Here is a 22,410-nt window from a genome sequence, read left to right as displayed (position 1 = left end):
ATGAAGATCAAGAAGGGCGACCTGGTCCAGGTCATCACCGGTAAGGACAAGGGCAAGCAGGGCAAGGTCATCGCGGCCTTCCCCCGCGAGGACCGCGTCCTGGTCGAGGGTGTCAACCGGGTCAAGAAGCACACCAAGGCCGGCCCGACCGCCAGCGGCTCGCAGGCCGGCGGCATCGTGACCACCGAGGCCCCGATCCACGTCTCCAACGTCCAGCTGGTCGTGGAGAAGGACGGCAAGAAGGTCGTCACGCGTGTCGGTTACCGCTTCGACGACGAGGGCAACAAGGTTCGCGTTGCCAAGCGGACGGGTGAGGACATCTGATGGCTACCACCACCACTCCGCGTCTCAAGACGAAGTACCGCGAGGAGATCGCGGGCAAGCTGCAGGACGAGTTCAAGTACGAGAACGTCATGCAGATCCCCGGCCTCGTGAAGATCGTGGTCAACATGGGTGTCGGCGACGCCGCCCGTGACTCGAAGCTGATCGAGGGCGCGATCCGCGACCTCTCCACGATCACCGGCCAGAAGCCGCAGGTCACCAAGGCCCGCAAGTCCATCGCGCAGTTCAAGCTGCGTGAGGGCCAGCCGATCGGTGCCCACGTCACGCTCCGCGGCGACCGCATGTGGGAGTTCCTGGACCGCACCCTGTCGCTCGCGCTCCCGCGCATCCGCGACTTCCGCGGCCTGTCCCCCAAGCAGTTCGACGGCCGTGGCAACTACACCTTCGGTCTCACGGAGCAGGTCATGTTCCACGAGATCGACCAGGACAAGATCGACCGCGTCCGGGGTATGGACATCACCGTGGTGACCACGGCGACCAACGACGCTGAGGGCCGCGCGCTCCTTCGTCACCTCGGCTTCCCGTTCAAGGAGGCGTGAGCATGGCGAAGAAGGCTCTGATCGCTAAGGCTGCTCGCAAGCCCAAGTTCGGTGTGCGCGCGTACACCCGCTGCCAGCGCTGCGGCCGTCCGCACTCCGTGTACCGCAAGTTCGGCCTCTGCCGTGTGTGCCTTCGTGAGATGGCTCACCGCGGCGAGCTGCCGGGCGTGACCAAGAGCTCCTGGTAGTCCCTTACTTCGGGATTCCAGAGGCTCTCGGTAAGCACTGGGCGTGTCAGGTGCCCACCTCTCCATGGCTTAGGCTGGGAGGGTTGGGCGCCTGACGGTCGCCCGATACGACTTACTACGCCGTAGGTCCCCGCACCGCACCCGTCCCGCCACCGAGCGGGGAGAGGGATGGCGCATACAGGAAACCCCGGCGAGAGAGGCCGAAGGCCAATTCATGACCATGACTGATCCGATCGCAGACATGCTGACGCGTCTGCGGAACGCGAACTCGGCGTACCACGATTCCGTGACGATGCCGGCGTCCAAGATCAAGTCGCACATCGCGGAGATCCTCCAGCAGGAGGGCTTCATCACGGGCTGGAAGGTCGAGGACGCCGAGGTCGGCAAGAACCTCACCCTCGAGCTGAAGTTCGGCCCGAACCGTGAGCGCTCCATCGCGGGCATCAAGCGGATCTCCAAGCCCGGTCTCCGGGTGTACGCGAAGTCCACCTCCCTGCCGAAGGTGCTGGGCGGCCTCGGCGTGGCGATCATCTCCACGTCGCACGGGCTCCTCACCGACAAGCAGGCCGGCAAGAAGGGCGTGGGTGGGGAAGTCCTCGCCTACGTCTGGTAGCAGAAGGGAACGGAGGAAACAGCTATGTCGCGTATCGGCAAGCTCCCCATCGCGGTTCCCGCCGGCGTGGACGTCACCATCGACGGCCGCACGGTGAAGGTCAAGGGCCCCAAGGGCGAGCTGACCCACACCGTCGCAGCTCCGATCGACATCGCCAAGGGTGAGGACGGCGTGCTGAGCGTCACCCGCCCCAACGACGAGCGTCAGAGCAAGGCCCTGCACGGCCTGTCCCGCACGCTGGTGGCGAACATGATCACCGGCGTGACCCAGGGTTACGTGAAGAAGCTCGAGATCAGCGGTGTCGGTTACCGCGTGGCCGCGAAGGGCACGAGCCTCGAGTTCGCGCTCGGCTACAGCCACCCGATCGTCGTCGAAGCGCCCGAGGGCATCACCTTCAAGGTGGAGAACCCGACCCGCTTCCAGGTCGAGGGCATCGACAAGCAGAAGGTCGGCGAGGTTGCGGCCAACATCCGCAAGCTGCGCAAGCCCGACCCGTACAAGGCCAAGGGCGTCAAGTACGAGGGCGAAGTCATCCGCCGCAAGGTCGGAAAGGCGGGTAAGTAAGCCATGGCATACGGACAGAAGATCCTGAAGGGCGACGCCTACAAGCGCGCCGCGATCAAGCGCCGTCACCTGCGCATCCGTAAGCGGATCAACGGTACGGAAGAGCGTCCCCGTCTGGTCGTTACCCGCTCGAACCGCCACATCGTGGCCCAGGTGATCGACGACCTCAAGGGTCACACCCTTGCGTCGGCGTCCACCCTGGACACCTCGATCCGCGGTGGCGAGGGCGACAAGTCGGCTCAGGCCAAGCAGGTCGGCGCCCTGGTCGCCGAGCGTGCCAAGGCCGCCGGTGTCGAGGCCGTGGTGTTCGACCGTGGTGGCAACCAGTACGCCGGGCGCATCGCCGCCCTGGCGGACGCCGCCCGCGAAGCCGGGCTCAAGTTCTGAGCCGCTCGTAGCTAGCGGAAAGAGAGAGGTAATCCAATGGCTGGACCCCAGCGCCGTGGAAGCGGTGCCGGTGGCGGCGAGCGGCGGGACCGTAAGGGTCGTGACGGTGGCGCAGCCGCCGCCGAGAAGACCGCGTACGTCGAGCGTGTCGTCGCGATCAACCGTGTCGCCAAGGTTGTCAAGGGTGGCCGTCGCTTCAGCTTCACCGCGCTCGTCGTGGTGGGCGACGGTGACGGCACCGTAGGTGTCGGCTACGGCAAGGCCAAGGAGGTGCCGGCCGCCATCGCCAAGGGTGTTGAGGAGGCCAAGAAGCACTTCTTCAAGGTCCCCCGTATCCAGGGCACCATCCCGCACCCGATCACGGGCGAGAAGGCCGCGGGCGTCGTCCTGCTCAAGCCTGCCTCCCCCGGTACCGGCGTCATCGCCGGTGGCCCGGTGCGTGCCGTGCTGGAGTGCGCGGGCGTGCACGACATCCTGTCGAAGTCGCTCGGCTCGTCCAACGCGATCAACATCGTCCACGCGACGGTGGAGGCCCTCAAGGGTCTCCAGCGCCCGGAGGAGATCGCGGCCCGCCGCGGCCTCCCCCTGGAGGACGTCGCCCCCGCGGCTCTGCTGCGGGCGCGTGCCGGGGCTGGTGCTGCGTAATGGCCCGCCTCAAGATCACGCAGACGAAGTCCTACATCGGCAGCAAGCAGAACCACCGTGACACGCTGCGTTCGCTCGGGCTCAAGCGCCTGAACGACGTCGTCGTCAAGGAGGACCGCCCCGAGTTCCGCGGCATGGTGCACACCGTCCGCCACCTCGTGACGGTCGAGGAGGTCGACTGATCATGGCGGAGAACAGCCCGCTCAAGATCCACAACCTCCGTCCGGCCCCCGGCGCCAAGACCGCCAAGACCCGTGTCGGTCGTGGTGAGGCGTCGAAGGGTAAGACGGCCGGTCGTGGTACCAAGGGCACGAAGGCCCGCTACCAGGTTCCGGAGCGCTTCGAGGGTGGCCAGATGCCCCTCCACATGCGTCTTCCGAAGCTGAAGGGCTTCAAGAACCCGTTCAAGACCGAGTTCCAGGTCGTGAACCTCGACAAGCTGGCCGCCCTCTACCCCGAGGGTGGCGAGGTCACCGTCGAGGGTCTGGTGGCCAAGGGCGCGGTTCGCAAGAACAGCCTCGTCAAGGTCCTCGGCCAGGGTGAGATCTCCGTGGCGTTGCAGGTGACGGTCGACGCCGTCTCCGGCTCCGCCAAGGAGAAGATCACCGCCGCCGGCGGCACGGTCACCGAGCTCGTCTGATCACGTCAGGCGTCTCGATGACATGAGCGATCCCGACCGGGGATACCCCACAAAAGGGGTATCCCCGGTCGGTCGTTCCAGACGGGGCAGTGTCGCCGGTAAGGTGGCCTGCGCTGTCTCTTTTCAGCATCGTCATCAACCAACCGTCGAACCTCAGACCGTCACCCTTGGCGCAGCTGCGCGGGGGTCGCAGGAGGCACCGTGCTCACCGCGTTCGCCCGGGCGTTCAAGACGCCCGACCTGCGCAAGAAGCTGCTCTTCACGCTCGGTATCGTCGTGGTCTACCGGGTCGGTACCCACGTCCCGATCCCCGGCGTCGACTACAAGTCCGTCCAGCAGTGCGTGGACGAGGCGTCCGGCAATCAGAGCCTCTTCGGGCTGATCAACATGTTCAGCGGCGGCGCGCTGCTCCAGATCACGATCTTCGCGCTGGGGATCATGCCGTACATCACGGCGAGCATCATCCTCCAGCTGCTGACCGTTGTGATCCCGCGCCTGGAAGCCCTCAAGAAGGAGGGTCAGGCGGGTACCGCGAAGATCACGCAGTACACCCGGTACCTGACCGTGGCACTCGCCATCCTCCAGGGCACCGGCCTCGTCGCCACCGCCCGCAGCGGCTCGCTGTTCTCCGGCTGCTCCGTCGCGAGCAGCATCGTCCCGGACCGCGACATCTTCACGACCATCGTGATGGTCATCTGCATGACCGCCGGCACCGCCCTCGTCATGTGGCTCGGTGAGCTCATCACCGACCGCGGCATCGGCAACGGCATGTCCATCCTGATGTTCATCTCGATCGCCGCGACCTTCCCCTCCGCGCTGTGGGCCATCAAGAAGCAGGGCACCCTGGCCGGCGGCTGGATCGAGTTCGGCACCGTCATCGCGGTCGGCCTCGTCATGGTCGGTCTCGTCGTCCTGGTCGAGCAGGCCCAGCGCCGGATCCCCGTCCAGTACGCGAAGCGCATGATCGGGCGCCGGTCCTACGGCGGTACCTCGACCTACATCCCGCTCAAGGTGAACCAGGCGGGCGTCATCCCCGTCATCTTCGCCTCGTCGCTGCTCTACATCCCGGCGCTCATCGTCCAGTTCTCCAACTCGCAGGCGGGCTGGGCGACCTGGGTCACGCAGAACCTGGCCAACACCCGGGCCGGGGTGCACATCGCGCTGTACTTCCTGCTGATCGTGTTCTTCGCCTTCTTCTACGTCGCGATTTCCTTCAACCCCGAGGAAGTTGCCGACAACATGAAGAAGTATGGTGGATTCATCCCGGGCATCCGGGCTGGCCGCCCGACCGCTGAGTACCTTTCCTACGTACTCAACCGGATCACGTGGCCGGGCTCGCTGTACTTGGGTCTGATTGCTCTCGTCCCGACGATGGCGTTGGCTGGTTTCGGGGCAGACCAGAACTTCCCGTTCGGCGGTACCAGCATCCTCATCATCGTGGGTGTCGGTCTGGAGACCGTGAAGCAGATCGAGAGCCAGCTCCAGCAGCGCAATTACGAAGGGTTCCTCCGCTGATGCGAATCGTCCTCGTCGGGCCGCCGGGTGCCGGGAAGGGAACGCAGGCCGCGTTCCTGGCCAAGAACCTGTCGATCCCGCACATCTCCACGGGCGACCTCTTCCGCGCCAACATCAGCCGGCAGACCGAGCTGGGGAAACTCGCCAAGTCCTACATGGACGCGGGCAACCTGGTGCCGGACGAGGTCACCATCGGGATGGCCAAGGACCGCATGGAGCAGCCGGACGCCGAGGGCGGATTCCTCCTCGACGGCTTCCCGCGCAACGTCTCGCAGGCCGAGGCGCTCGACGAGATGCTCCGCACCGAGTCCATGAAGCTGGACGCGGTGCTGGACCTGGAGGTCCCCGAGGACGAGGTCGTCAAGCGGATCGCCGGGCGGCGGATCTGCCGCGAGGACTCCAGCCACGTCTTCCACGTGACGTACAGCCCGCCGAAGCGTGACGGTGTCTGCGACGTCTGCGGGGGCGAGCTGTACCAGCGCGACGACGACTCCGAGGAGACCGTCCGTACGCGGCTGGAGGTCTACCACACGCAGACCGAGCCGATCATCGACTACTACAAGTCCCAGGGGCTGGTCGTCACCATCTCCGCCCTGGGCAAGGTCGACGAGGTCACCGCACGCGCCATGGAGGCACTCCAGGGCGAGTAGGCCCCCGGCCCGCTCCCCACATCGCATCGAAGCCCCCGCCGTCCCCAGGGACAGCGGGGGCTTCTTCGTGCGCGCCCGCCTGTCCCCGCCGGGACCTCTGCTGTGCGGGGGCGTATTCTGAGGGGCCCGAAATCACGAGTGCCAGGAGGCGCGAACCGGCATGGTGCAGATCAAGAGTCCCGAGCAGATCGCCAAGATGCGTGCGGCGGGGCTGGTCGTCGCTGCGATCCATGCGGCCACGCGCGAAGCGGCTGTGCCGGGGGCGTCCACCCGTGACCTCGACGAGGTCGCTCGTAAGGTCCTCGCCGAGCACGGGGCGAAGTCCAACTTCCTCGGGTACGGCGGGTTTCCGGCGACCATCTGTACGTCCGTGAACGAGGTCGTCGTGCACGGCATCCCCTCCGACGAGGTTGTGCTCAAGTCCGGGGACATCATCTCCATCGACTGCGGGGCGATCGTGGATGGGTGGCACGGAGATGCCGCTTACACCGCGTTCGTGGGGTCCGGGCACGCGCCCGAGCTGGTCGAGCTGTCCCGGGTGACCGAGGAGTCCATGTGGGCCGGGATCGCCGCGATGAGACTCGGCAACCGGCTCGTCGACGTCTCCCGGGCGATCGAGACGTACATCCGCCGGCAGCCCAGGACCGGTGGCGGGCGGTACGGGATCATCGAGGACTACGGCGGGCACGGCATCGGTACGGAGATGCACATGGACCCGCACCTCCTGAACTACGTGGACCGCAAGCGGGGCAAGGGCCCCAAGCTGGTGCCCGGGTTCTGCCTCGCGATCGAGCCGATGGTGTCCCTCGGCACCCCGAAGACGAAGGTCCTCGCCGACGACTGGACGGTCATCACGACCGACGGCACCTGGTCGTCCCACTGGGAGCACAGCGTGGCCCTCACGGAGGCGGGGCCGCTGGTCCTGACGGCTCCGGACGGCGGCAGGGCCAAGCTGGCGGAGTACGGGGTGACCGCGGCCCCCGACCCCCTCGCGTGACGGGTGATTGATTGATGCGCGGAGCCCGTGCCGACCGGCGTGAGCCGGGGAGGTAACGGCCGGGCAAGCGGCCCCCTATGCGCAGGTCAAGCAATTGATTGGGCTAGGGGACGGTCGCGCGGACAACTCTGCGGTCGCCGACGTTGTTGCTCAGGCGCTGGGCACACGCTTCCGGCGCACCAGCAGAGGAGACCAGAGTGAAGATCGACGAGGGCGTACGCCCTGACGAGGGTTCCGTGGCCGCGCGGAAGGAAGGCCGGCGGCTCCGGGGCAAGTGGGCGGGCCTGCTGACGGTGGCGCTGGCCCCGTTGGTCGTGATCGCGGCCCCCGGCTCCGCCTCGGCGGCCGACGTGGTGTGCCTGGGGAACTGGGACGGCTCCCAGGCCGACATCGCGGGCAACTGGTCGACCCCCCAGAAGACCACGTCGGTGGTCACTCAGCGGGCGAAGAACACCTGGGACGACTGGGTCTGGCGGGGCGAGACGTTCAAGTGCCCCACGAACATCGACGACTGCGAGCAGGACTGGGGGAAGTCGCACACGTCGGGCTGGGAGTTCTCGTCCGGCCTCGACATCAAGATCCCGCTCCCGTTCGTCGGGGACCTCGCCAGCCTCACCCCCCAGTACGGGCGGCACGGCTCCACCACCACGTCGTACACCTTCAAGGTGCACCTGAAGAAGGGGCAGAAGGCCCAGCCGATCCAGGTCGTGGAGCGCCGCTGGACGAAGGGCGCCTTCAAGGGCATCTACCACTCCACCGGAAAGTCGTGCCTGTCGAGCCCGTTCCGGCCGGACAGCAACGCCTACCTGTACCGCTGGGACCCCAACAAGGTGTGGGGCAGCTGGACGACCAACCTCGAAGTGGACAACTACGCGTCGTACCACGTCTACAGGTGACCTGACCGGTCCCCTGAGGCACCTCGCCGTCCGGCGGGGTGCCTCCCGGTCACCCGGCGCAGATCCTGCGGTACGGGACGCCGGGCAGATAGGTCCGCCACTGCGCCCGTGTCAGCTCGCGCTGCCGGGTCCGGGCGCAGACCGCGTCGGCTGCCCTCGACTCGTCGACGGTGTAGGTCTGGAGGGGTACGTGCGCGCTGCCCGCGTACAGCGTGGTGCTGTCCGCGCCGAAGGCGACCGTGTCGACGGAGTCGCCCGGTGTCGCCAGGAGGGCGCCGAGCTGCTGGTGGCTGGCGAGGTCCCACAGCTGGAGGCTGCCGGCCTCGCCGCCGACCGCCAGCGTGCGGCCGTCGGGGCTGACGGCGAGGGCGCTGACGGCTTCGGAGGCGTCGCTGACGAGGGTGTGGGGCTGGTCGTCCGGGAGCGCGGGGAAGACGCTGGGCAGCGTCCCTTCCCGCTGGTGCAGCCCGCCGTCCCACAGCGCGACCCGGCCCGTCTGGTCCCCGGCCGCGAAACGTGATCCGTCGGGGGCGAAGGCGAGGGCCCCGATCTCGTCCCCCCGGACCAGGTCGCGCGGGGCGGGCCTGCCGCCGGGCAGGGCGGTCGTGGAGTTGTCGCCGGCCAGGAGACGGCCGTCGGGGCTGACGGCGAGGTGGCTGCCGGCCGGGGCCGGTACGGCCGCCGTCCGGCGGTGGCGCGGGACGTCCCAGGTCTCGTCGCTCGGCTCCCCGACGACGCTCGCGCGGGTGAGGTGGAGCGTGCCGGCGTGGGGGCCGAGGGCCAGCGCGAACACCGTGCTGGCCGGAGTGCCCGTCGACAGGTCCAGCGTGGTGCGCACCCGGCCCCCGGCGACGTCCCAGAGCGTGAGACGCGGGGGAGACGTCTCCACTCCGGACGCCGAGACGCCGTACGCGAGCGTCGTGCCGTCGGGATCGAACGCCAGGAGCGGGACGGTGTCCTGCGGGGGCACCGGCCGGGAGGAGTCGCGCGCGGCGGGGAGCGGCGCGGGCGGCAGGGTGGCGCGCAGCCTTCCGTCGCGGGTGCCGCGCAGCTCGAAGCGGTAGGCGGCGCCCGTGCGCTGCGCGGTGGCGAGGGTGCGGCCGTCCGGGCTGAGCAGCACCTTGTCAACGGGCTGGTTCCGCCTGGCCGGGGTCACGGCCGTCGCGACGTCCAGGGAGTGGACCGTGCCGGCCTCCAGATAGCGCAGCACCGGGCGCCCGGGGTCCCAGGCCAGGCCGCCGTACGGGCGCTGGTTGTGCAGGGAGTGCCGGAACACCGGGGCGTCGGCGCCGGGCCGCCACACCCGGAGCTCCTCTCCGTCGGCGGTCGCCAGGAAGTTCCCGTCCTCGGTGAAGGCGACGTCCCGCACGCCGGGGTCGGAGAGTTCGGCCAGCCGCTTCCCCGACCGGGCGTCCCAGAGGTGCACGCCGTTCGCGGTCACCGCCGCGAGCCGCCCTCCGCCGCCGAACACCAGCTGCGACGCCTCCCGGTCGCAGGCGTCGCGGACGTGCTCCCAGTCGCCGTGCAGCGTGCGCCGTCCGGCGAGGTCGCGCACCTGTACCGGGGCGCCCTCGGCGGGGCAGAGCGCGATCAGGTGTCCGTCCGCGCTCGGCGCGACCGTCTCCGGGTCCAGCGCCTCGGCCGTGAGCAGCAGGGCGCCGTCCACGGCCGAGTGCAGCTGCACCCGGGTGTCGCCGATGCCGCTCACGAGGTAGGTGTGGCCGGTGAAGTCCACGCCGGACTCGCTCGGCAGCCGGTCGCCGAACCACCGTCCGGTGGCCGTGTCCCACAGCCGTGCCCCGTCGTCGCCGGAGAGCGCCAGCAGCCGTCCGTCCGGGCTCACCGCGGTCACGGTGGCGCCCGGTGGCAGCGGCCCCGAGGCGATCGCCTGATGCCGGACCACGTCCCAGGTCCGCCAGGTGTGCCCGGCGGCGCTGAGCAGGGTGCGGCCGGAGTCCGTCAGGCGGCGGAAGGGTGTGTCGCCGGGGGCCGGGTCGCTGAAGGCGTCCCCCTCCCGCTGGCCGAGCGAGCCCAGCAGCGCCCGCCGGGTCTCCGGCAGCTCGGACACGCGCCAGGCCGCGACGCCCAGCAGCTGGGCGGTGCGCGGGTCGGTCGTGCGCAGGGAGTCGGCGACGGCGGCGATCCGGCGGGCGGTGTCCTCGGTGCGGCGGCGCTCGATGTCCCGCTGCTGCGTCCAGACGGCCAGCCCGGCCATCAGCGCCACCGCGAGGACGGCCGCCAGGACGCCCACTCCGGCTCGCGCCCGGCGCGTCGCACGGACGGCGGCCCGGCCCTCGGCCTCCCGGGCGGCCAGCGCTGCGGTCAGGAACCGGCGCTCGGGCCCGGCCAGCGCGTTGTCGCGTTCGTGGTCGGGGAACAGCTCCTCCACGCGGGCCAGCCGGGTGCCCCGGTACAGGCTGCCGGGGTCGCGGTCGTGCTCCAGCCAGATGCGGGCGGCCTCGGTGAGCCGCCGGTGGTGGAGGAGCTGTTCGCGGGCCTCCTCGATCCAGCCGTGCAGCCGCGGCCACGAGGTGATCAGCGCCTCGTGGGCGAGCTGGACGGTGTCCTCGTCGGCGGTCAGCAGGCGGGCGCGGGCCAGCCGCTCCACCACGACCGGCGCGTGAGGGCAGGCCCACTCCTCCAGCTCGGCCCGGCCCAGCGGGCGCCGGGTGTCGGGGGTGCCCCGGCCGGGCTCGACCATGCGCAACAGCAGGTGCCGGGCCGCGTCCGCCTGGGGTGCGGTCAGCTGCCCGTACGCCTCCTCGGCGCTCGCCGCGATGGCGCCGTGCACGCCGCCCGCGTTCTCGTACGCGGCCAGGGTCAGCAGCCGTCCCCTGCGCCGCCTCCAGGTCTCCAGCAGGGCGTGCGAGAGCATCGGCAGCCCGCCGGGCTCGTCGAGGACGTCCGCCACGATGCGCGCCGTCAGCTCCCGCTCCACCAGGAGCCCGGCCTGCTGCGCGGGTCCGACGACCGCCTCGCGCAGCTCGTCCCGCGTCATGGGCCCGACCAGCAGCCCGGCGGAGCGCAGCGCGTCCGCGAGGGCACGGTGCTCGCCGCAGCGCGGGTAGAAGTCGGCCCGTACGGAGATGACCACCCGCAGCCGGCTGCCGGGGTCGCGGGCGCCGAGCAGCAGGTCGATGAACCGGGCGCGTTCGGCCCGGTCCCGGCACAGGGTGAAGACCTCCTCGAACTGGTCCACCACCACCCAGCTCTCCGGCTCGTCCGCGCCCGGGGCCAGCAGATGGCCGTAGGTGGCGGCCGGCCGGTCCCCGGGGGTCAGGATGCGCAGCGCGGTCGGCCGGTCCCGGCGCGCGATCTCCTGGCGCAGGCGAGGGATCAGCCCGGCCCGCAGCAGCGAGGACTTCCCGCTGCCGGAGGCGCCGAACACGGCGGCGAACCGGTGCCCGCACACCAGCTCCGCCAGCTCCTCCACCAGCCGGTCCCGGCCGAAGAACAGGTCCTGGTCGGCCGGCTCGAACCGGTCGAGTCCCCGGTACGGCGGCGGCGCGTCCTCGCCGTCCGCCACCGCCGTCTCCACGTCCTTCCAGCGGTCCGCCCACTGCCCCGGATCGCCGCCGCAGGCCCGTACGTACCCGTGGACGACGGCGAAGGACGGCAGCCGCTCGCCCGCCGCGGCCTGGGAGAGCGTGGTCGCCGAGCAGCCCGCTGTCTCGGCCATGACCCGGTACGAGGGGTTCCCGGCCGCCCGGCGCAGCGCCCGCAGGTCGTACGCGAACCGCTGGACGGGACCGGCCTCGGGATCCACGGGTTTCTCCGGACGCCCCATGAACCCACCTCCCAGGAAGTACGTATGTGTCGTATGCGCACCAATAGGCATCAGGGGTGACGCAGCCGACTAGATGCCCTTCGGGGGCGGACGGTTGCCTGCCGGACGTGTGGCGTCGGCCTTTTGGGGGAGTGGGGGGCTTAAGGATCTCCCTGGTGGGGCATCCTTGCTCGATTCGTCTTTCTGGGTGGGCTGACGTAGACTGACGCGTCGGCTTTCGTGCATTCGTGTGTCTGGATGCGATAGCGGGAGTCGATCAAGGTAGTCGATTCGAAGGGCGAAGCGTGGCCAAGAAGCAAGGTGCCATCGAGATCGAGGGCACTGTCGTCGAGTCTCTGCCGAACGCCATGTTCAAGGTCGAGCTCCAGAACGGCCACCAGGTCCTGGCACACATCAGCGGCAAGATGCGGATGCACTACATCCGTATCCTCCCTGACGACCGGGTCGTGGTGGAGCTCTCTCCGTACGACCTGACGCGTGGCCGGATCGTCTACCGGTACAAGTAGATCTTGCCCGCATCCCGCTCCGGCGGGGTGGTGGCACTGACCCGGAGAACCTCAATCCCATGAAGGTCAAGCCGAGCGTCAAGAAGATCTGCGACAAGTGCAGGGTGATCCGCCGTCACGGCCGGGTCATGATCATTTGCGAGAACCCGCGCCACAAGCAGCGCCAGGGCTGATCGCAACCCGATCCACACCCTCTGCATCCGCAGAATCTTCGCGCGACGCGAGCTGAATTTGTTCATACGCAGGACCCAGGCGGCCGAGGCCGTCTGACACCCCCGGCTCGGAGGCCGGGGACCCGGTTCGTACCTCGTACGGCGGGCTGGGAAGCGGTCCTGTGGAAGACCTCCGACGATCACCAGGAGCCATTTAATGGCACGCGTTTCCGGTGTTGACATCCCGCGCGACAAGCGCGTGGAAGTCGCCCTCACCTACGTGTTCGGCATCGGCCGGACCCTCTCGCAAGAGACGCTGGCTGCGACCGGCATCAACCCCGACACCCGCGTCCGCGACCTGAGCGAGGAGCAGCTCGTCGCGATCCGCGAGTACGTGGACGCCAACATCAAGACCGAGGGTGACCTCCGTCGCGAGATCCAGGCCGACATCCGCCGCAAGGTCGAGATCGGCTGCTACCAGGGTCTGCGCCACCGCCGTGGCCTGCCCGTCCGCGGTCAGCGCACCAGCACGAACGCCCGTACCCGCAAGGGCCCGCGTCGCGCCATCGCCGGCAAGAAGAAGCCGGGCAAGAAGTAGTCCTCAGCGGACAACGCTTCATCAGCGGTCTTCGCTGTAGGACCGACCACCTCCCCGTAGGAGTTTGTAGATGCCCCCCAAGGGTCGTCAGGGCGCTGCCAAGAAGGTGCGCCGCAAGGAAAAGAAGAATGTCGCGCACGGCCAGGCGCACATCAAGAGCACGTTCAACAACACGATCGTGTCCATCACGGACCCGAGCGGCAACGTGATCTCCTGGGCCTCCGCCGGCCACGTCGGCTTCAAGGGCTCCCGCAAGTCCACGCCGTTCGCCGCGCAGATGGCCGCCGAGTCCGCCGCGCGTCGTGCGCAGGAGCACGGCATGCGCAAGGTCGACGTGTTCGTCAAGGGCCCGGGCGCCGGTCGTGAGACCGCGATCCGTTCCCTCCAGGCCACGGGTCTTGAGGTCGGCTCCATCCAGGACGTCACGCCCACCCCGCACAACGGCTGCCGTCCGCCCAAGCGTCGCCGCGTCTGATCTCCTGATCTTCGACGCAGGCCGTTTGGTCTGAGGTTTTCGGGCGGTACGGCTCTTCGGGGCCGTATCGCCCGTACCCTTGTAGTAACAGTCGAGCGTCAAATAGCGGGCGCTCACAACTGAAGGATTCACCACATGCTGATCGCTCAGCGTCCCTCGTTGACCGAAGAGGTCGTCGACGAGTTCCGCTCCCGGTTCGTCATCGAGCCGCTGGAGCCGGGCTTCGGCTACACCCTCGGCAACTCCCTGCGCCGTACGCTCCTCTCCTCGATCCCGGGCGCCGCTGTCACGTCCATCCGGATCGACGGCGTCCTGCACGAGTTCACCACCGTGCCGGGTGTCAAGGAGGACGTCACCGACCTGATCCTCAACATCAAGCAGCTCGTCGTCTCCTCCGAGCACGACGAGCCCGTCGTGATGTACCTGCGCAAGCAGGGCCCGGGTCTGGTCACCGCCGCCGACATCGCGCCGCCGGCCGGTGTCGAGGTGCACAACCCCGACCTCGTCCTCGCCACGCTCAACGGCAAGGGCAAGCTGGAGATGGAGCTCACGGTCGAGCGTGGCCGCGGGTACGTCTCCGCCGTGCAGAACAAGCAGGTCGGTCAGGAGATCGGGCGTATCCCGGTCGACTCGATCTACTCGCCGGTTCTCAAGGTCACGTACAAGGTCGAGGCGACCCGTGTCGAGCAGCGCACCGACTTCGACAAGCTGATCGTCGACGTCGAGACGAAGCAGGCGATGCGTCCGCGTGACGCGATGGCCTCCGCCGGTAAGACGCTGGTCGAGCTGTTCGGGCTCGCCCGTGAGCTCAACATCGACGCCGAGGGCATCGACATGGGGCCGTCCCCCACGGATGCTGCTCTCGCCGCGGATCTGGCGCTGCCGATCGAGGAGCTGGAGCTCACGGTTCGGTCGTACAACTGCCTCAAGCGTGAGGGCATCCACTCTGTGGGTGAGCTGGTTGCGCGCAGCGAGGCGGACCTGCTCGACATTCGTAACTTCGGTGCGAAGTCGATCGACGAGGTCAAGGCGAAGCTGGCGGGTATGGGGCTTGCGCTGAAGGACTCGCCTCCCGGGTTCGACCCGACCGCCGCTGCTGACGCCTTTGGCGCCGACGACGATGCGGATGCCGGGTTCGTGGAGACCGAGCAGTACTAAGAGCTCGGGCCATCCGGTCCGTACTCGGGTGCGGGTGCGCTGTGCTTTCTCGCGCAGTTCCCCGCGCCCCTATATTCCGAGCTTCGCTCGGATCTCTGACAGGCGACCGTCTGCTCAGATACTGACCCCGGTACCTCGTACGGCCGGGGCAGACACCTCAGGAGAATGAAATGCCTAAGCCCACCAAGGGTGCCCGTCTCGGTGGTAGCGCTGCTCACGAGAAGCTGCTGCTGGCGAACCTTGCCAAGTCGCTCTTCGAGCACGGTCGTATCACCACCACCGAGGCGAAGGCGCGTCGGCTGCGGCCGTACGCCGAGCGGCTGGTGACCAAGGCGAAGAAGGGTGACCTTCACAACCGTCGCCAGGTGCTTCAGGTCATCACGGACAAGAGCATCGTCCACACGCTCTTCACCGAGATCGGCCCGCGGTACGAGAACCGTCCCGGTGGTTACACCCGTATCACCAAGATCGGTAACCGTCGTGGCGACAACGCGCCCATGGCTGTCATCGAGCTGGTCGAGGCGCTGACGGTCGCGCAGCAGGCCACGGGCGAGGCCGAGGCCGCCACCAAGCGTGCGGTCAAGGAAGCCGACGAGGCCAAGGCTGCCGAGGAGACCAAGGTCGAGGAGACCGAGGTCGCCGAGGAGTCGAAGGACGCGTAAGCGTTCGGCAGGCGTTGTGCGGGTCCGCTTCTTCACGGGAGCGGGCCCGTTCTCTTTTCCCCCGTTCTCTTTCCCCCGTTCTTTTTTCCTGGGAGGAACTTTCCGTGAGTGATGACGTGCGGCCGGGATTCGTCCGGGTTCGGCTCGATCTTTCCTACGACGGCACCGATTTCCACGGGTGGGCCAAGCAGGCCGGGGGGAAGCGGACCGTTCAGGGGGAGGTCGAGGACGCGCTGCGGACCGTGACGCGGTCCGGGGACGTCACGTACGACCTGACCGTCGCCGGGCGTACCGATGCCGGGGTGCACGCCCGGGGGCAGGTCGCGCACGTCGATCTGCCGGAGGAGCTGTGGGGGGAGCACCGGGAGAAGCTGCTCAAGCGGCTGGCGGGGCGGTTGCCGAAGGACGTGCGGGTGTGGGCGCTCGCCGAGGCGGCTCCCGGATTCAACGCGCGGTTCGCCGCGCTGTGGCGGCGGTACGTGTACCGGGTGGGGGATCAGGCCGGTGGGGTCGATCCGCTGCTGCGCAGTCATGTGCTGTGGCACGACTGGCCGTTGGACGTCGCCGTGATGGACGCCGCCGCCAAGTCGCTGGTGGGGGAGCACGACTTCGCCGCCTACGCGAAGAAGCGGGAGGGGGCGTCGACCGTGCGGGAGATCTTCGACTTCGGGGTGCGGCGGCGGGACGACGGGGTCGTCGAGGTCGAGGTGCGGGCCGACGCGTTCTGCCACAACCAGGTGCGGTCGATGGTGGGGGCGCTGCTGTTCGTGGGGGACGGGCACCGGGACGCGGGGTGGCCCCGGCGGGTGCTGGACGCCGGGGTGCGTGACAGTGCCGTCCATGTGGTGCGGCCGAACGGGCTGACGCTGGAGGAAGTCGCCTACCCGGCGGACGAGTTGCTCGCCGAGCGGCAGGTGCAGGCCCGCCGGGTGCGGGGGGCCGTGCACGTCGGCCGGCGGGGAGCGTCCTGAGGGGACGGGGTGCGGTTACGGTGCGGTGGCCGCCTCCGCCGCCTGGGTCTCGCCGCGCCGGTTGATCTGCTGGAACGTGAACTCCGCGAGGGTGTCGCCCGCCGAGAAGACGGCCGTGTCGGTCTTCGTGACGTTCTTGCCGTTCGTGAAGCCCGAGACGGTGAAGTAGGCGTAGCGGCCGTAGGAGTTGGTCGTCGAGCGGCAGATCGCGCCGTTGCAGAAGGCGCCGATGCCGTTGCCGGTCAGCGGCTTCACGAAGCTCTTGTCGTCCGCGTCCTTCTTCGCCTTCAGCGCCTGCGCCTCGGTGTCGAAGACGGCCACGCCGACCGTCGTCGCTATGCCGTCCTTCACGTACGTGACGCGCATCAGGCGGGTGCAGCCGTTGTCCTTCAGGACCTTCGGGAGCGAGCCCTGGGAGCCGCTGTCGCAGGCGGGGCTGTCGGCGGACGGGCCCTTGCGGTACGTGCCGCCGGCGAGCGTGACCTGGGTGCCGGGGAAGAGGAGGTGCGGGCCGTTGGGCGCCGTGTCCTTCGCCTTGTCCGAGATGAACTCCTTCGGGTTCAGCGGCGGCGGGGCCGTCGTCGGCGCGAAGGAGGGGGCCGAGGAGGCGCTCGGCAGGTCGCCGGCCGCGGGCAGGGACGACGTCGGCTTGTTCGCCGTACCGCTGCCGTTCGCCGAGACCACGGCCATCGCCACCGCCGTACCGATCGCGACGGTCGCCGCGGCGCCGCCGCCGATCAGGAGGATCCGCTTGCGCTTGTTGCGCTTCTCCGACGACTCCGCGAGGGCGGCCCAGTCGGGGCCCGCCGGGGCGCCCGTGCTTTCGGGGGTCCACGGCTGCTGGGAGTTCGGTTTCCACGGATCCCACTGGGACTGAGGTCCCCCCTGCCCATAGCTCATGCGCCGCATCCTAGACGGGGCGACACACCGGTGGGGCGGCCTCGGGACGCTTTGAAACCCGCTCGCCCGCAGATGTCGTGTTTGGGTGTGAGGGAGGGCTCGTTTTGACCCGTCCGTGGGGCGGCGGGTATTCTGCCTAGTCGTTGTGTATCGGCTTCCTCGTTCTCGTACGAGAGGTCCTTACCTAGGTTCCCTGGAGCAGTTACCAGTGGGCGGCATACGGGCGGTGTCCCGGCACATTTGTCGTCCCCAGCTGCACGATCGCTTCAGTGATGCCATGTGTCAGCACCCATCCCTGAAGAAGAAGGCTGCTAAGTGCGTACGTACAGCCCCAAGCCCGGCGATGTGACTCGCCAGTGGCACGTCATCGACGCTCAGGACGTTGTCCTGGGCCGTCTCGCCAGCACCGCCGCGTCCATCCTGCGCGGCAAGCACAAGGCGATCTACGCGCCCCACGTCGACACCGGTGACTTCGTCATCATCATCAACGCCGACAAGGTGCACCTCTCCGGCAACAAGCGGACCCAGAAGATGGCGTACCGCCACAGCGGCTACCCGGGCGGTCTGCGCTCCGTCCGCTACGACGAGCTGCTGGACAAGAACCCGGAGAAGGCCATCGAGAAGGCCGTCAAGGGCATGCTCCCCAAGAACACGCTGGGCCGTCAGATGCTCTCGAAGCTGAAGGTCTACAAGGGTGACCAGCACCCGCACGGCGCGCAGCAGCCGCAGCCGTTCGAGATCACCCAGGTCGCGCAGTAATCCCGGCCACCTGACCCTTCACGCCAAGAGAATCTGAGGAAACACCGTGGCTGAGACCACCGCCGAGCAGCCGCTCGACAACGACGTCGACATCGAGAACGTCGACATCGAGAGCTACACCACCGAGTCCGAGGCCGTCCTGGAGGGCGACTACACCTCCGAGTCCCTCGCGGGCCGCTTCGGTGACCCCCAGCCGGCCGCCGGCCTGGGCCGCCGCAAGAACGCCATCGCCCGTGTCCGGATCGTCCCGGGTACCGGCAAGTGGAAGATCAACGGCCGCACCCTTGAGGACTACTTCCCCAACAAGGTGCACCAGCAGGAAGTCAACGAGCCCTTCAAGGTCCTTGAGCTCGAAGGCCGTTACGACGTCATCGCCCGTATCGCCGGTGGCGGTGTCTCCGGTCAGGCCGGTGCGCTGCGTCTCGGTGTCGCCCGTGCGCTGAACGAGGCCGACGTCGACAACAACCGCGGTGCGCTGAAGAAGGCGGGCTTCCTCCGCCGCGACGACCGTGCCGTCGAGCGCAAGAAGGCCGGTCTCAAGAAGGCCCGCAAGGCTCCGCAGTACAGCAAGCGCTAAAGCTCCGCTGGGGGCGCCGGGTTCGTCTGCCGGTCTGTTGTGGCTGGTCGCGCCCGCGCGGCGGAAGCCGCAGATCGAATACAGCCCCGCGCCCCTGGAGGGTGGCAGCTTCGCTGCCTACCCATCGCGCTTGTCCGAATGCCCCGGCGGCACGCCCGTGCTGTCGGGGCATTCGTTTATTGCTGCCTTGGGCGTATAACGGCACAAGACGCTCATAGGCTCATGTGATCGGATGATCTCCGTAAGTGACGCTTCCTCAGGAGGACAAGTGGGACGACTCTTCGGCACCGACGGCGTGCGTGGGGTGGCCAACGCGGATCTGACGGCCGAGATGGCGCTCGGTCTGTCGGTCGCGGCTGCTCATGTGCTTGCCGAGGCGGGTACGTTCGAGGGGCATCGGCCCACCGCCGTCGTCGGGCGGGATCCGCGGGCGTCCGGGGAGTTCCTTGAGGCGGCCGTCGTCGCGGGGCTCGCTAGTGCCGGGGTCGACGTGCTGAAGGTCGGCGTGCTGCCCACGCCCGCTGTGGCGTATCTCACCGGTGTGCTCGGTGCCGACCTCGGGGTCATGCTCTCCGCCAGCCACAACGCGATGCCCGACAACGGGGTCAAGTTCTTCGCGCGCGGGGGGCACAAGCTCGCCGATGAGCTGGAGGACCGGATCGAGGCCGTCTACGAGGCCCACCGGCACGGTGAGCCCTGGGAGCGGCCCACCGGGGACGGGGTCGGGCGGGTCCGCTCCTACGACGAGGGGTTCGACCGGTACGTCGCCCATCTCATCGGCGTCCTGCCCAACCGGCTCGACGGGCTGAAGATCGTCCTCGACGAGGCGCACGGTGCTGCCGCTCGGGTGTCGCCCGAGGCGTTCTCCCGCGCGGGTGCCGAGGTCGTCACGATCGGGGCCGAGCCCGACGGGCTCAACATCAACGACGGGTACGGGTCCACCCACCTCTCCAAGATCAAGGCGGCCGTGCTCGCCCACGGGGCCGACTTCGGGATCGCGCACGACGGGGACGCGGACCGGTGCCTTGCCGTCGATCACACGGGGGACGAGGTCGACGGGGATCAGATTCTCGCCGTGCTCGCGCTGGACATGCGGGAGCGGGGGGTGCTGCGGGCCGACACCGTTGTCGCCACCGTCATGTCCAACCTCGGGTTCAAGCTCGCGCTGGAGCGGGAGGGGCTGTCCCTCGTCCAGACCGCCGTCGGGGACCGGTATGTGCTGGAGTCCATGAAGGAGCACGGGTACGCGCTCGGGGGTGAGCAGTCCGGGCACGTCATCATCCTCGACCACGCGACGACCGGTGACGGGACGCTCACGGGGCTCATGCTGGCGGCTCGCGTCGTCTCCAGCGGCAAGTCCCTCCGCGAACTCGCGGGCGTCATGCAGCGTCTGCCGCAGGTCCTGATCAACGTCCCCGACGTCGACCGGTCCCGTGTGTCGACTTCGGCGGAACTTGCTGCGGCCGTCATCGAGGCGGAACGCGAACTGGGTGCCACGGGGAGGGTCCTCCTCCGCCCCTCCGGCACCGAGCCGCTGGTCCGCGTCATGGTCGAGGCGGCGGACCAAGGCCAGGCCCAGTCGGTGGCCTCCCGCTTGGCGGACGCGGTGAAGTCAGCGCTGGGGTAAGTGCCGGGTTCGGGAGGGGTGGGGATGGGGGGTGGCGGGGTGCGGGCGCGTCGTGGTTTGTCGCGCAGTTCCCCGCGCCCCTAAAAAAACTGGGCACAGGCCGGTGGTTGGGTGCGGGTGAGTTGTGGGTGGTTGCGCCCGCAGTCAGCTGTTCTTCCGTGCTACCCCTTGTCTTCTCCACAGCCACTTCTGTGCCAGCAGTGTTGCTACTCCTGCCAGGACGATGCCCAGGAGGTTCAGGAGGAGTTGGAGGGTGGAGCCCCAGGTTTGGCTGGGGTCGTTGTAGGTGAGGGCTACTGCTGCGTTGGCTGCGGCGGGGACGGTGGTGACCGAGATGGCTACGCCTACCAGGGCGCCGGATTTTGCTGAGGTTAGGGAGAGGGTGCCTGCTGCTCCTGCTAGGAGGGCTACTACGAAGCTGAAGGCGTCGGGGGCGTAGACGAAGGCTGTGTTGGGGCGGTCGCCCTCTAGGTCGGATTCGTGGAATTGGTTTGCGGCGTTCATCAGCCAGCTGAAGGCGACCGTGAGGAGCATGGCTACGGCGAAGCCGACGAGGAGGGCGGTCAGGGCGCGGAGGGCTAGGCGGGGGGCCTTGCGGACGATCGAGGTGGAGAGGGCGGCCAGGGGGCCGAATTCTGGGCCTACTGCCATGGCGCCGACGATGAGGATCGCGTTGTCCAGGACGACTCCGCACGCCGCGATCATTGTTGCGAGCGTGAGGAAGGCGATGTAGGTCCAGGAGAGGGTCGACTCCTCGTGGGTCGCGTCGGTGAGGTGCTCCCACAGGACCGCGTCCGCGCCCTCGCCCGGCGCCTCCGCTTCCGCCTTGTCCGCGCGGAGGGAGAGGGAGAGGTCGATGTTCTCGACGGCGATGGATCCCGTGCGGTCGAGGCCGAGGTCCTGGAGGGCCGTGAGGAGCCCGTCGCCGGCCTCGCGGGCGACGTCGCACAGGACGACGTCGCCGAAGGGGTTGCGGGCGGCGCCGGGGAGGACGACGAGGTGGGTGGCGCCCACCGTCTTCTCGATGAGGCGGAGCGCGTCGTCCGTGGTGTCCGGCGGGGTGATGAGGCGCAGGTGCAGCATCGGCGGCCTTCAGAGTTTGCGCAGGTGCAGGCGCTGGACCTTGTGGTCGGGGCCTTTGCGGATGATCAGGGTCGCACGGCCACGGGTGGGGGCGATGTTCTCCAGGAGGTTCGGCTTGTTGATGGTGCGCCAGAGGGTGCGGGCGTAGTCGAGGGCCTCGGGCTCGGAGACCTGCGTGTACTTGCGGAAGTACGAGTCGGGGTCCTGGAAGGCCGTCGCCCGGAGTTTGCGGAACCGGTTGAGGTACCAGCGCTCGATGTCGTCGGCGGCGGCGTCGACGTACACGCTGAAGTCGAAGTAGTCCGCGAGCCCGACGCGTGTCCGGCCGTCCGTGCCGGGGAGGGCCGGCTGGAGGACGTTGAGGCCCTCGACGATGAGGATGTCGGGGCGGCGGACGGTCAGTTTCTCGCCGGGGACGATGTCGTAGATGAGGTGGGAGTAGACGGGGGCCGTCACCTCGTCCTTGCCCGCCTTGATGTCGGCGACGAAGCGGGTGAGGGCCCGGCGGTCGTACGACTCGGGGAAGCCCTTGCGGGACATCAGGCCCCGGGCCTCCAATTCGCGGGTGGGCAGGAGGAAGCCGTCCGTGGTGACCAGCTCGACGCGGGGGTGTTCCGGCCAGCGGGACAGGAGCGCCTGGAGGAGACGGGCCACCGTGGACTTTCCTACGGCGACCGAACCGGCGACGCCTATCACGAACGGCGTACCCGCCTGGGAACCCCGTTCGCCCAGGAACGTGTTGAGGGCGCCGCGCAGGCCGTCCGTGGCGCCGACGTACAGGTTGAGCAGGCGGGAGAGCGGGAGGTAGATGTCCCGCACCTCGTCCAGGTCGATGACGTCGCCGAGGCCGCGCAGCTTCTCGACCTCCTCCGCCGTCAGCGACAGGGGGGTTTTGTTCCGCAGCGCGCTCCACTCGGAGCGGGTGAGGTCGACGTAGGGAGTCGCCTCCGGCCTGTGCCGGTGGGCGCTCCGGGGGATCGAGGAGACCGGAGAGATCACATTCCATTGTTAACGGAGTTTGAACGGGGCGGGAGGTGGGGTCCGTCACGCCGGGGGCTCGGGCGCGTACAACCGTTCCTGTGTGTCGGCTGTCCAACGGGGCACTTCGGGCTGCATGGGAGATGAGGGGGCGCGGTATGCGTGGCGGGTCGGGAGTGGTGAGAGGGCTCGTGGTGGGGG

Annotated in this window: 27 protein-coding genes; 23 read left to right on the top strand and 4 right to left on the bottom strand. The window is 68.8% G+C overall.

What is annotated here, in order from left to right; genetic code table 11:
- The 13 genes from rplX (at nucleotide 1) to AOK24_RS04915 (ending at nucleotide 7,976) form a co-directional block, all read left to right on the top strand.
- Entirely contained in the window at nucleotides 1-324 is a 324-nt protein-coding gene (gene rplX / locus AOK24_RS04975; RefSeq protein WP_045559456.1) for a 50S ribosomal protein L24, read from the top strand.
- On the top strand, nucleotides 324-881 hold the full coding sequence (gene rplE, locus AOK24_RS04970) for a 50S ribosomal protein L5 (RefSeq protein ID WP_055718835.1): 558 nt from the start codon (nucleotides 324-326) through the stop codon (nucleotides 879-881). The genes rplX and rplE overlap by 1 nt, the downstream gene beginning before the upstream one ends.
- Before the next feature lie 2 nt (nucleotides 882-883).
- Entirely contained in the window at nucleotides 884-1,069 is a 186-nt protein-coding gene (locus AOK24_RS04965; RefSeq protein WP_003956452.1) for a type Z 30S ribosomal protein S14, read from the top strand.
- A 214-nt stretch (nucleotides 1,070-1,283) separates the two neighbouring features.
- Nucleotides 1,284-1,682, top strand: a complete 399-nt coding sequence (gene rpsH, locus AOK24_RS04960) for a 30S ribosomal protein S8 (protein WP_030788259.1) — start codon at nucleotides 1,284-1,286, stop codon at nucleotides 1,680-1,682.
- Between the two features lie 24 nt (nucleotides 1,683-1,706).
- Nucleotides 1,707-2,246 carry a 50S ribosomal protein L6 gene (gene rplF / locus AOK24_RS04955; RefSeq protein ID WP_055718834.1) on the top strand — a complete coding sequence of 180 codons (540 nt, stop codon included), beginning with the start codon at nucleotides 1,707-1,709 and terminating at the stop codon, nucleotides 2,244-2,246.
- A gap of 3 nt (nucleotides 2,247-2,249) precedes the next feature.
- The gene (gene rplR, locus AOK24_RS04950) at nucleotides 2,250-2,633 is read left to right on the top strand and encodes a 50S ribosomal protein L18 (RefSeq protein ID WP_010354226.1); all 384 of its coding nucleotides are present in this window, start codon (nucleotides 2,250-2,252) and stop codon (nucleotides 2,631-2,633) included.
- 36 nt (nucleotides 2,634-2,669) lie between these two features.
- The gene (gene rpsE, locus AOK24_RS04945) at nucleotides 2,670-3,278 is read left to right on the top strand and encodes a 30S ribosomal protein S5 (protein WP_010354225.1); all 609 of its coding nucleotides are present in this window, start codon (nucleotides 2,670-2,672) and stop codon (nucleotides 3,276-3,278) included.
- Nucleotides 3,278-3,460: a 50S ribosomal protein L30 gene (gene rpmD, locus AOK24_RS04940; RefSeq protein ID WP_005313525.1), complete on the top strand. Its 183-nt coding sequence runs from the start codon at nucleotides 3,278-3,280 to the stop codon at nucleotides 3,458-3,460. The genes rpsE and rpmD overlap by 1 nt, the downstream gene beginning before the upstream one ends.
- Before the next feature lie 2 nt (nucleotides 3,461-3,462).
- Complete coding sequence (gene rplO, locus AOK24_RS04935; protein WP_055718833.1) at nucleotides 3,463-3,918, top strand: 50S ribosomal protein L15; 456 nt, start codon at nucleotides 3,463-3,465, stop codon at nucleotides 3,916-3,918.
- A 201-nt stretch (nucleotides 3,919-4,119) separates the two neighbouring features.
- A complete protein-coding gene (secY, locus tag AOK24_RS04930; RefSeq protein ID WP_055718832.1) occupies nucleotides 4,120-5,433 on the top strand; it encodes a preprotein translocase subunit SecY in 1,314 nt (437 codons plus the stop codon).
- Complete coding sequence (locus AOK24_RS04925) at nucleotides 5,433-6,083, top strand: adenylate kinase (RefSeq protein ID WP_055718831.1); 651 nt, start codon at nucleotides 5,433-5,435, stop codon at nucleotides 6,081-6,083. Before secY ends, AOK24_RS04925 begins: the two co-directional genes overlap by 1 nt.
- A gap of 160 nt (nucleotides 6,084-6,243) precedes the next feature.
- Nucleotides 6,244-7,080, top strand: a complete 837-nt coding sequence (gene map / locus AOK24_RS04920; RefSeq protein WP_055718830.1) for a type I methionyl aminopeptidase — start codon at nucleotides 6,244-6,246, stop codon at nucleotides 7,078-7,080.
- A 197-nt stretch (nucleotides 7,081-7,277) separates the two neighbouring features.
- The gene (locus AOK24_RS04915; protein WP_055718829.1) at nucleotides 7,278-7,976 is read left to right on the top strand and encodes a hypothetical protein; all 699 of its coding nucleotides are present in this window, start codon (nucleotides 7,278-7,280) and stop codon (nucleotides 7,974-7,976) included.
- Nucleotides 7,977-8,025: 49 nt separating this feature from the next.
- On the opposite strand, the gene AOK24_RS04910 is transcribed toward AOK24_RS04915, so the two are convergent.
- Nucleotides 8,026-11,763, bottom strand: a complete 3,738-nt coding sequence (locus tag AOK24_RS04910) for a WD40 repeat domain-containing protein (RefSeq protein WP_055718828.1) — start codon at nucleotides 11,761-11,763, stop codon at nucleotides 8,026-8,028.
- A gap of 284 nt (nucleotides 11,764-12,047) precedes the next feature.
- Between AOK24_RS04910 and infA the strand changes: the two genes are divergently transcribed.
- The 7 genes from infA to truA all read left to right on the top strand — a co-directional run bounded on the left by infA (nucleotide 12,048) and on the right by truA (nucleotide 16,285).
- Complete coding sequence (gene infA / locus AOK24_RS04905) at nucleotides 12,048-12,269, top strand: translation initiation factor IF-1 (protein ID WP_003948620.1); 222 nt, start codon at nucleotides 12,048-12,050, stop codon at nucleotides 12,267-12,269.
- A gap of 59 nt (nucleotides 12,270-12,328) precedes the next feature.
- On the top strand, nucleotides 12,329-12,442 hold the full coding sequence (gene rpmJ / locus AOK24_RS04900) for a 50S ribosomal protein L36 (protein WP_004984509.1): 114 nt from the start codon (nucleotides 12,329-12,331) through the stop codon (nucleotides 12,440-12,442).
- A 196-nt stretch (nucleotides 12,443-12,638) separates the two neighbouring features.
- Nucleotides 12,639-13,019, top strand: a complete 381-nt coding sequence (gene rpsM / locus AOK24_RS04895; RefSeq protein ID WP_055718827.1) for a 30S ribosomal protein S13 — start codon at nucleotides 12,639-12,641, stop codon at nucleotides 13,017-13,019.
- A 70-nt stretch (nucleotides 13,020-13,089) separates the two neighbouring features.
- Nucleotides 13,090-13,494, top strand: coding sequence for a 30S ribosomal protein S11 (gene rpsK / locus AOK24_RS04890; RefSeq protein WP_055718826.1), 405 nt, complete (start codon nucleotides 13,090-13,092; stop codon nucleotides 13,492-13,494).
- A gap of 135 nt (nucleotides 13,495-13,629) precedes the next feature.
- The gene (locus AOK24_RS04885; RefSeq protein ID WP_003966937.1) at nucleotides 13,630-14,652 is read left to right on the top strand and encodes a DNA-directed RNA polymerase subunit alpha; all 1,023 of its coding nucleotides are present in this window, start codon (nucleotides 13,630-13,632) and stop codon (nucleotides 14,650-14,652) included.
- 170 nt (nucleotides 14,653-14,822) lie between these two features.
- A complete protein-coding gene (gene rplQ / locus AOK24_RS04880) occupies nucleotides 14,823-15,314 on the top strand; it encodes a 50S ribosomal protein L17 (RefSeq protein WP_055718825.1) in 492 nt (163 codons plus the stop codon).
- 104 nt (nucleotides 15,315-15,418) lie between these two features.
- Nucleotides 15,419-16,285, top strand: a complete 867-nt coding sequence (truA, locus tag AOK24_RS04875; protein ID WP_055718824.1) for a tRNA pseudouridine(38-40) synthase TruA — start codon at nucleotides 15,419-15,421, stop codon at nucleotides 16,283-16,285.
- A 15-nt stretch (nucleotides 16,286-16,300) separates the two neighbouring features.
- Here the strand turns inward: truA and AOK24_RS49560 are convergent, their stop codons facing one another.
- Nucleotides 16,301-17,185 (bottom strand): hypothetical protein, encoded by an 885-nt coding sequence (locus tag AOK24_RS49560; protein ID WP_055718823.1) that lies wholly within the window; start codon nucleotides 17,183-17,185, stop codon nucleotides 16,301-16,303.
- A gap of 315 nt (nucleotides 17,186-17,500) precedes the next feature.
- Here AOK24_RS49560 and rplM point away from each other — a divergent pair, with 315 nt between their 5' ends.
- From rplM to glmM, 3 genes are all read left to right on the top strand, one after another.
- Complete coding sequence (gene rplM / locus AOK24_RS04865) at nucleotides 17,501-17,944, top strand: 50S ribosomal protein L13 (protein WP_055718822.1); 444 nt, start codon at nucleotides 17,501-17,503, stop codon at nucleotides 17,942-17,944.
- A 46-nt stretch (nucleotides 17,945-17,990) separates the two neighbouring features.
- Nucleotides 17,991-18,521: a 30S ribosomal protein S9 gene (rpsI, locus tag AOK24_RS04860; RefSeq protein WP_055718821.1), complete on the top strand. Its 531-nt coding sequence runs from the start codon at nucleotides 17,991-17,993 to the stop codon at nucleotides 18,519-18,521.
- 268 nt (nucleotides 18,522-18,789) lie between these two features.
- Nucleotides 18,790-20,148, top strand: coding sequence for a phosphoglucosamine mutase (glmM, locus tag AOK24_RS04855; RefSeq protein WP_055718820.1), 1,359 nt, complete (start codon nucleotides 18,790-18,792; stop codon nucleotides 20,146-20,148).
- A 144-nt stretch (nucleotides 20,149-20,292) separates the two neighbouring features.
- Here glmM and AOK24_RS04850 read toward each other — a convergent pair whose 3' ends face one another.
- Nucleotides 20,293-21,231, bottom strand: a complete 939-nt coding sequence (locus AOK24_RS04850) for a DUF389 domain-containing protein (protein ID WP_055718819.1) — start codon at nucleotides 21,229-21,231, stop codon at nucleotides 20,293-20,295.
- 9 nt (nucleotides 21,232-21,240) lie between these two features.
- Nucleotides 21,241-22,230: a type I pantothenate kinase gene (coaA, locus tag AOK24_RS04845; RefSeq protein ID WP_055718818.1), complete on the bottom strand. Its 990-nt coding sequence runs from the start codon at nucleotides 22,228-22,230 to the stop codon at nucleotides 21,241-21,243.
- Nucleotides 22,231-22,410: the final 180 nt, after the last annotated feature.

The sequence above is a fragment of the Streptomyces niveiscabiei genome (assembly GCF_001419795.1).
In the GTDB taxonomy this organism is placed as follows: Bacteria; Actinomycetota; Actinomycetes; order Streptomycetales; family Streptomycetaceae; genus Streptomyces; species Streptomyces niveiscabiei.
This window is presented reverse-complemented; position numbering and strand designations above follow the sequence as displayed.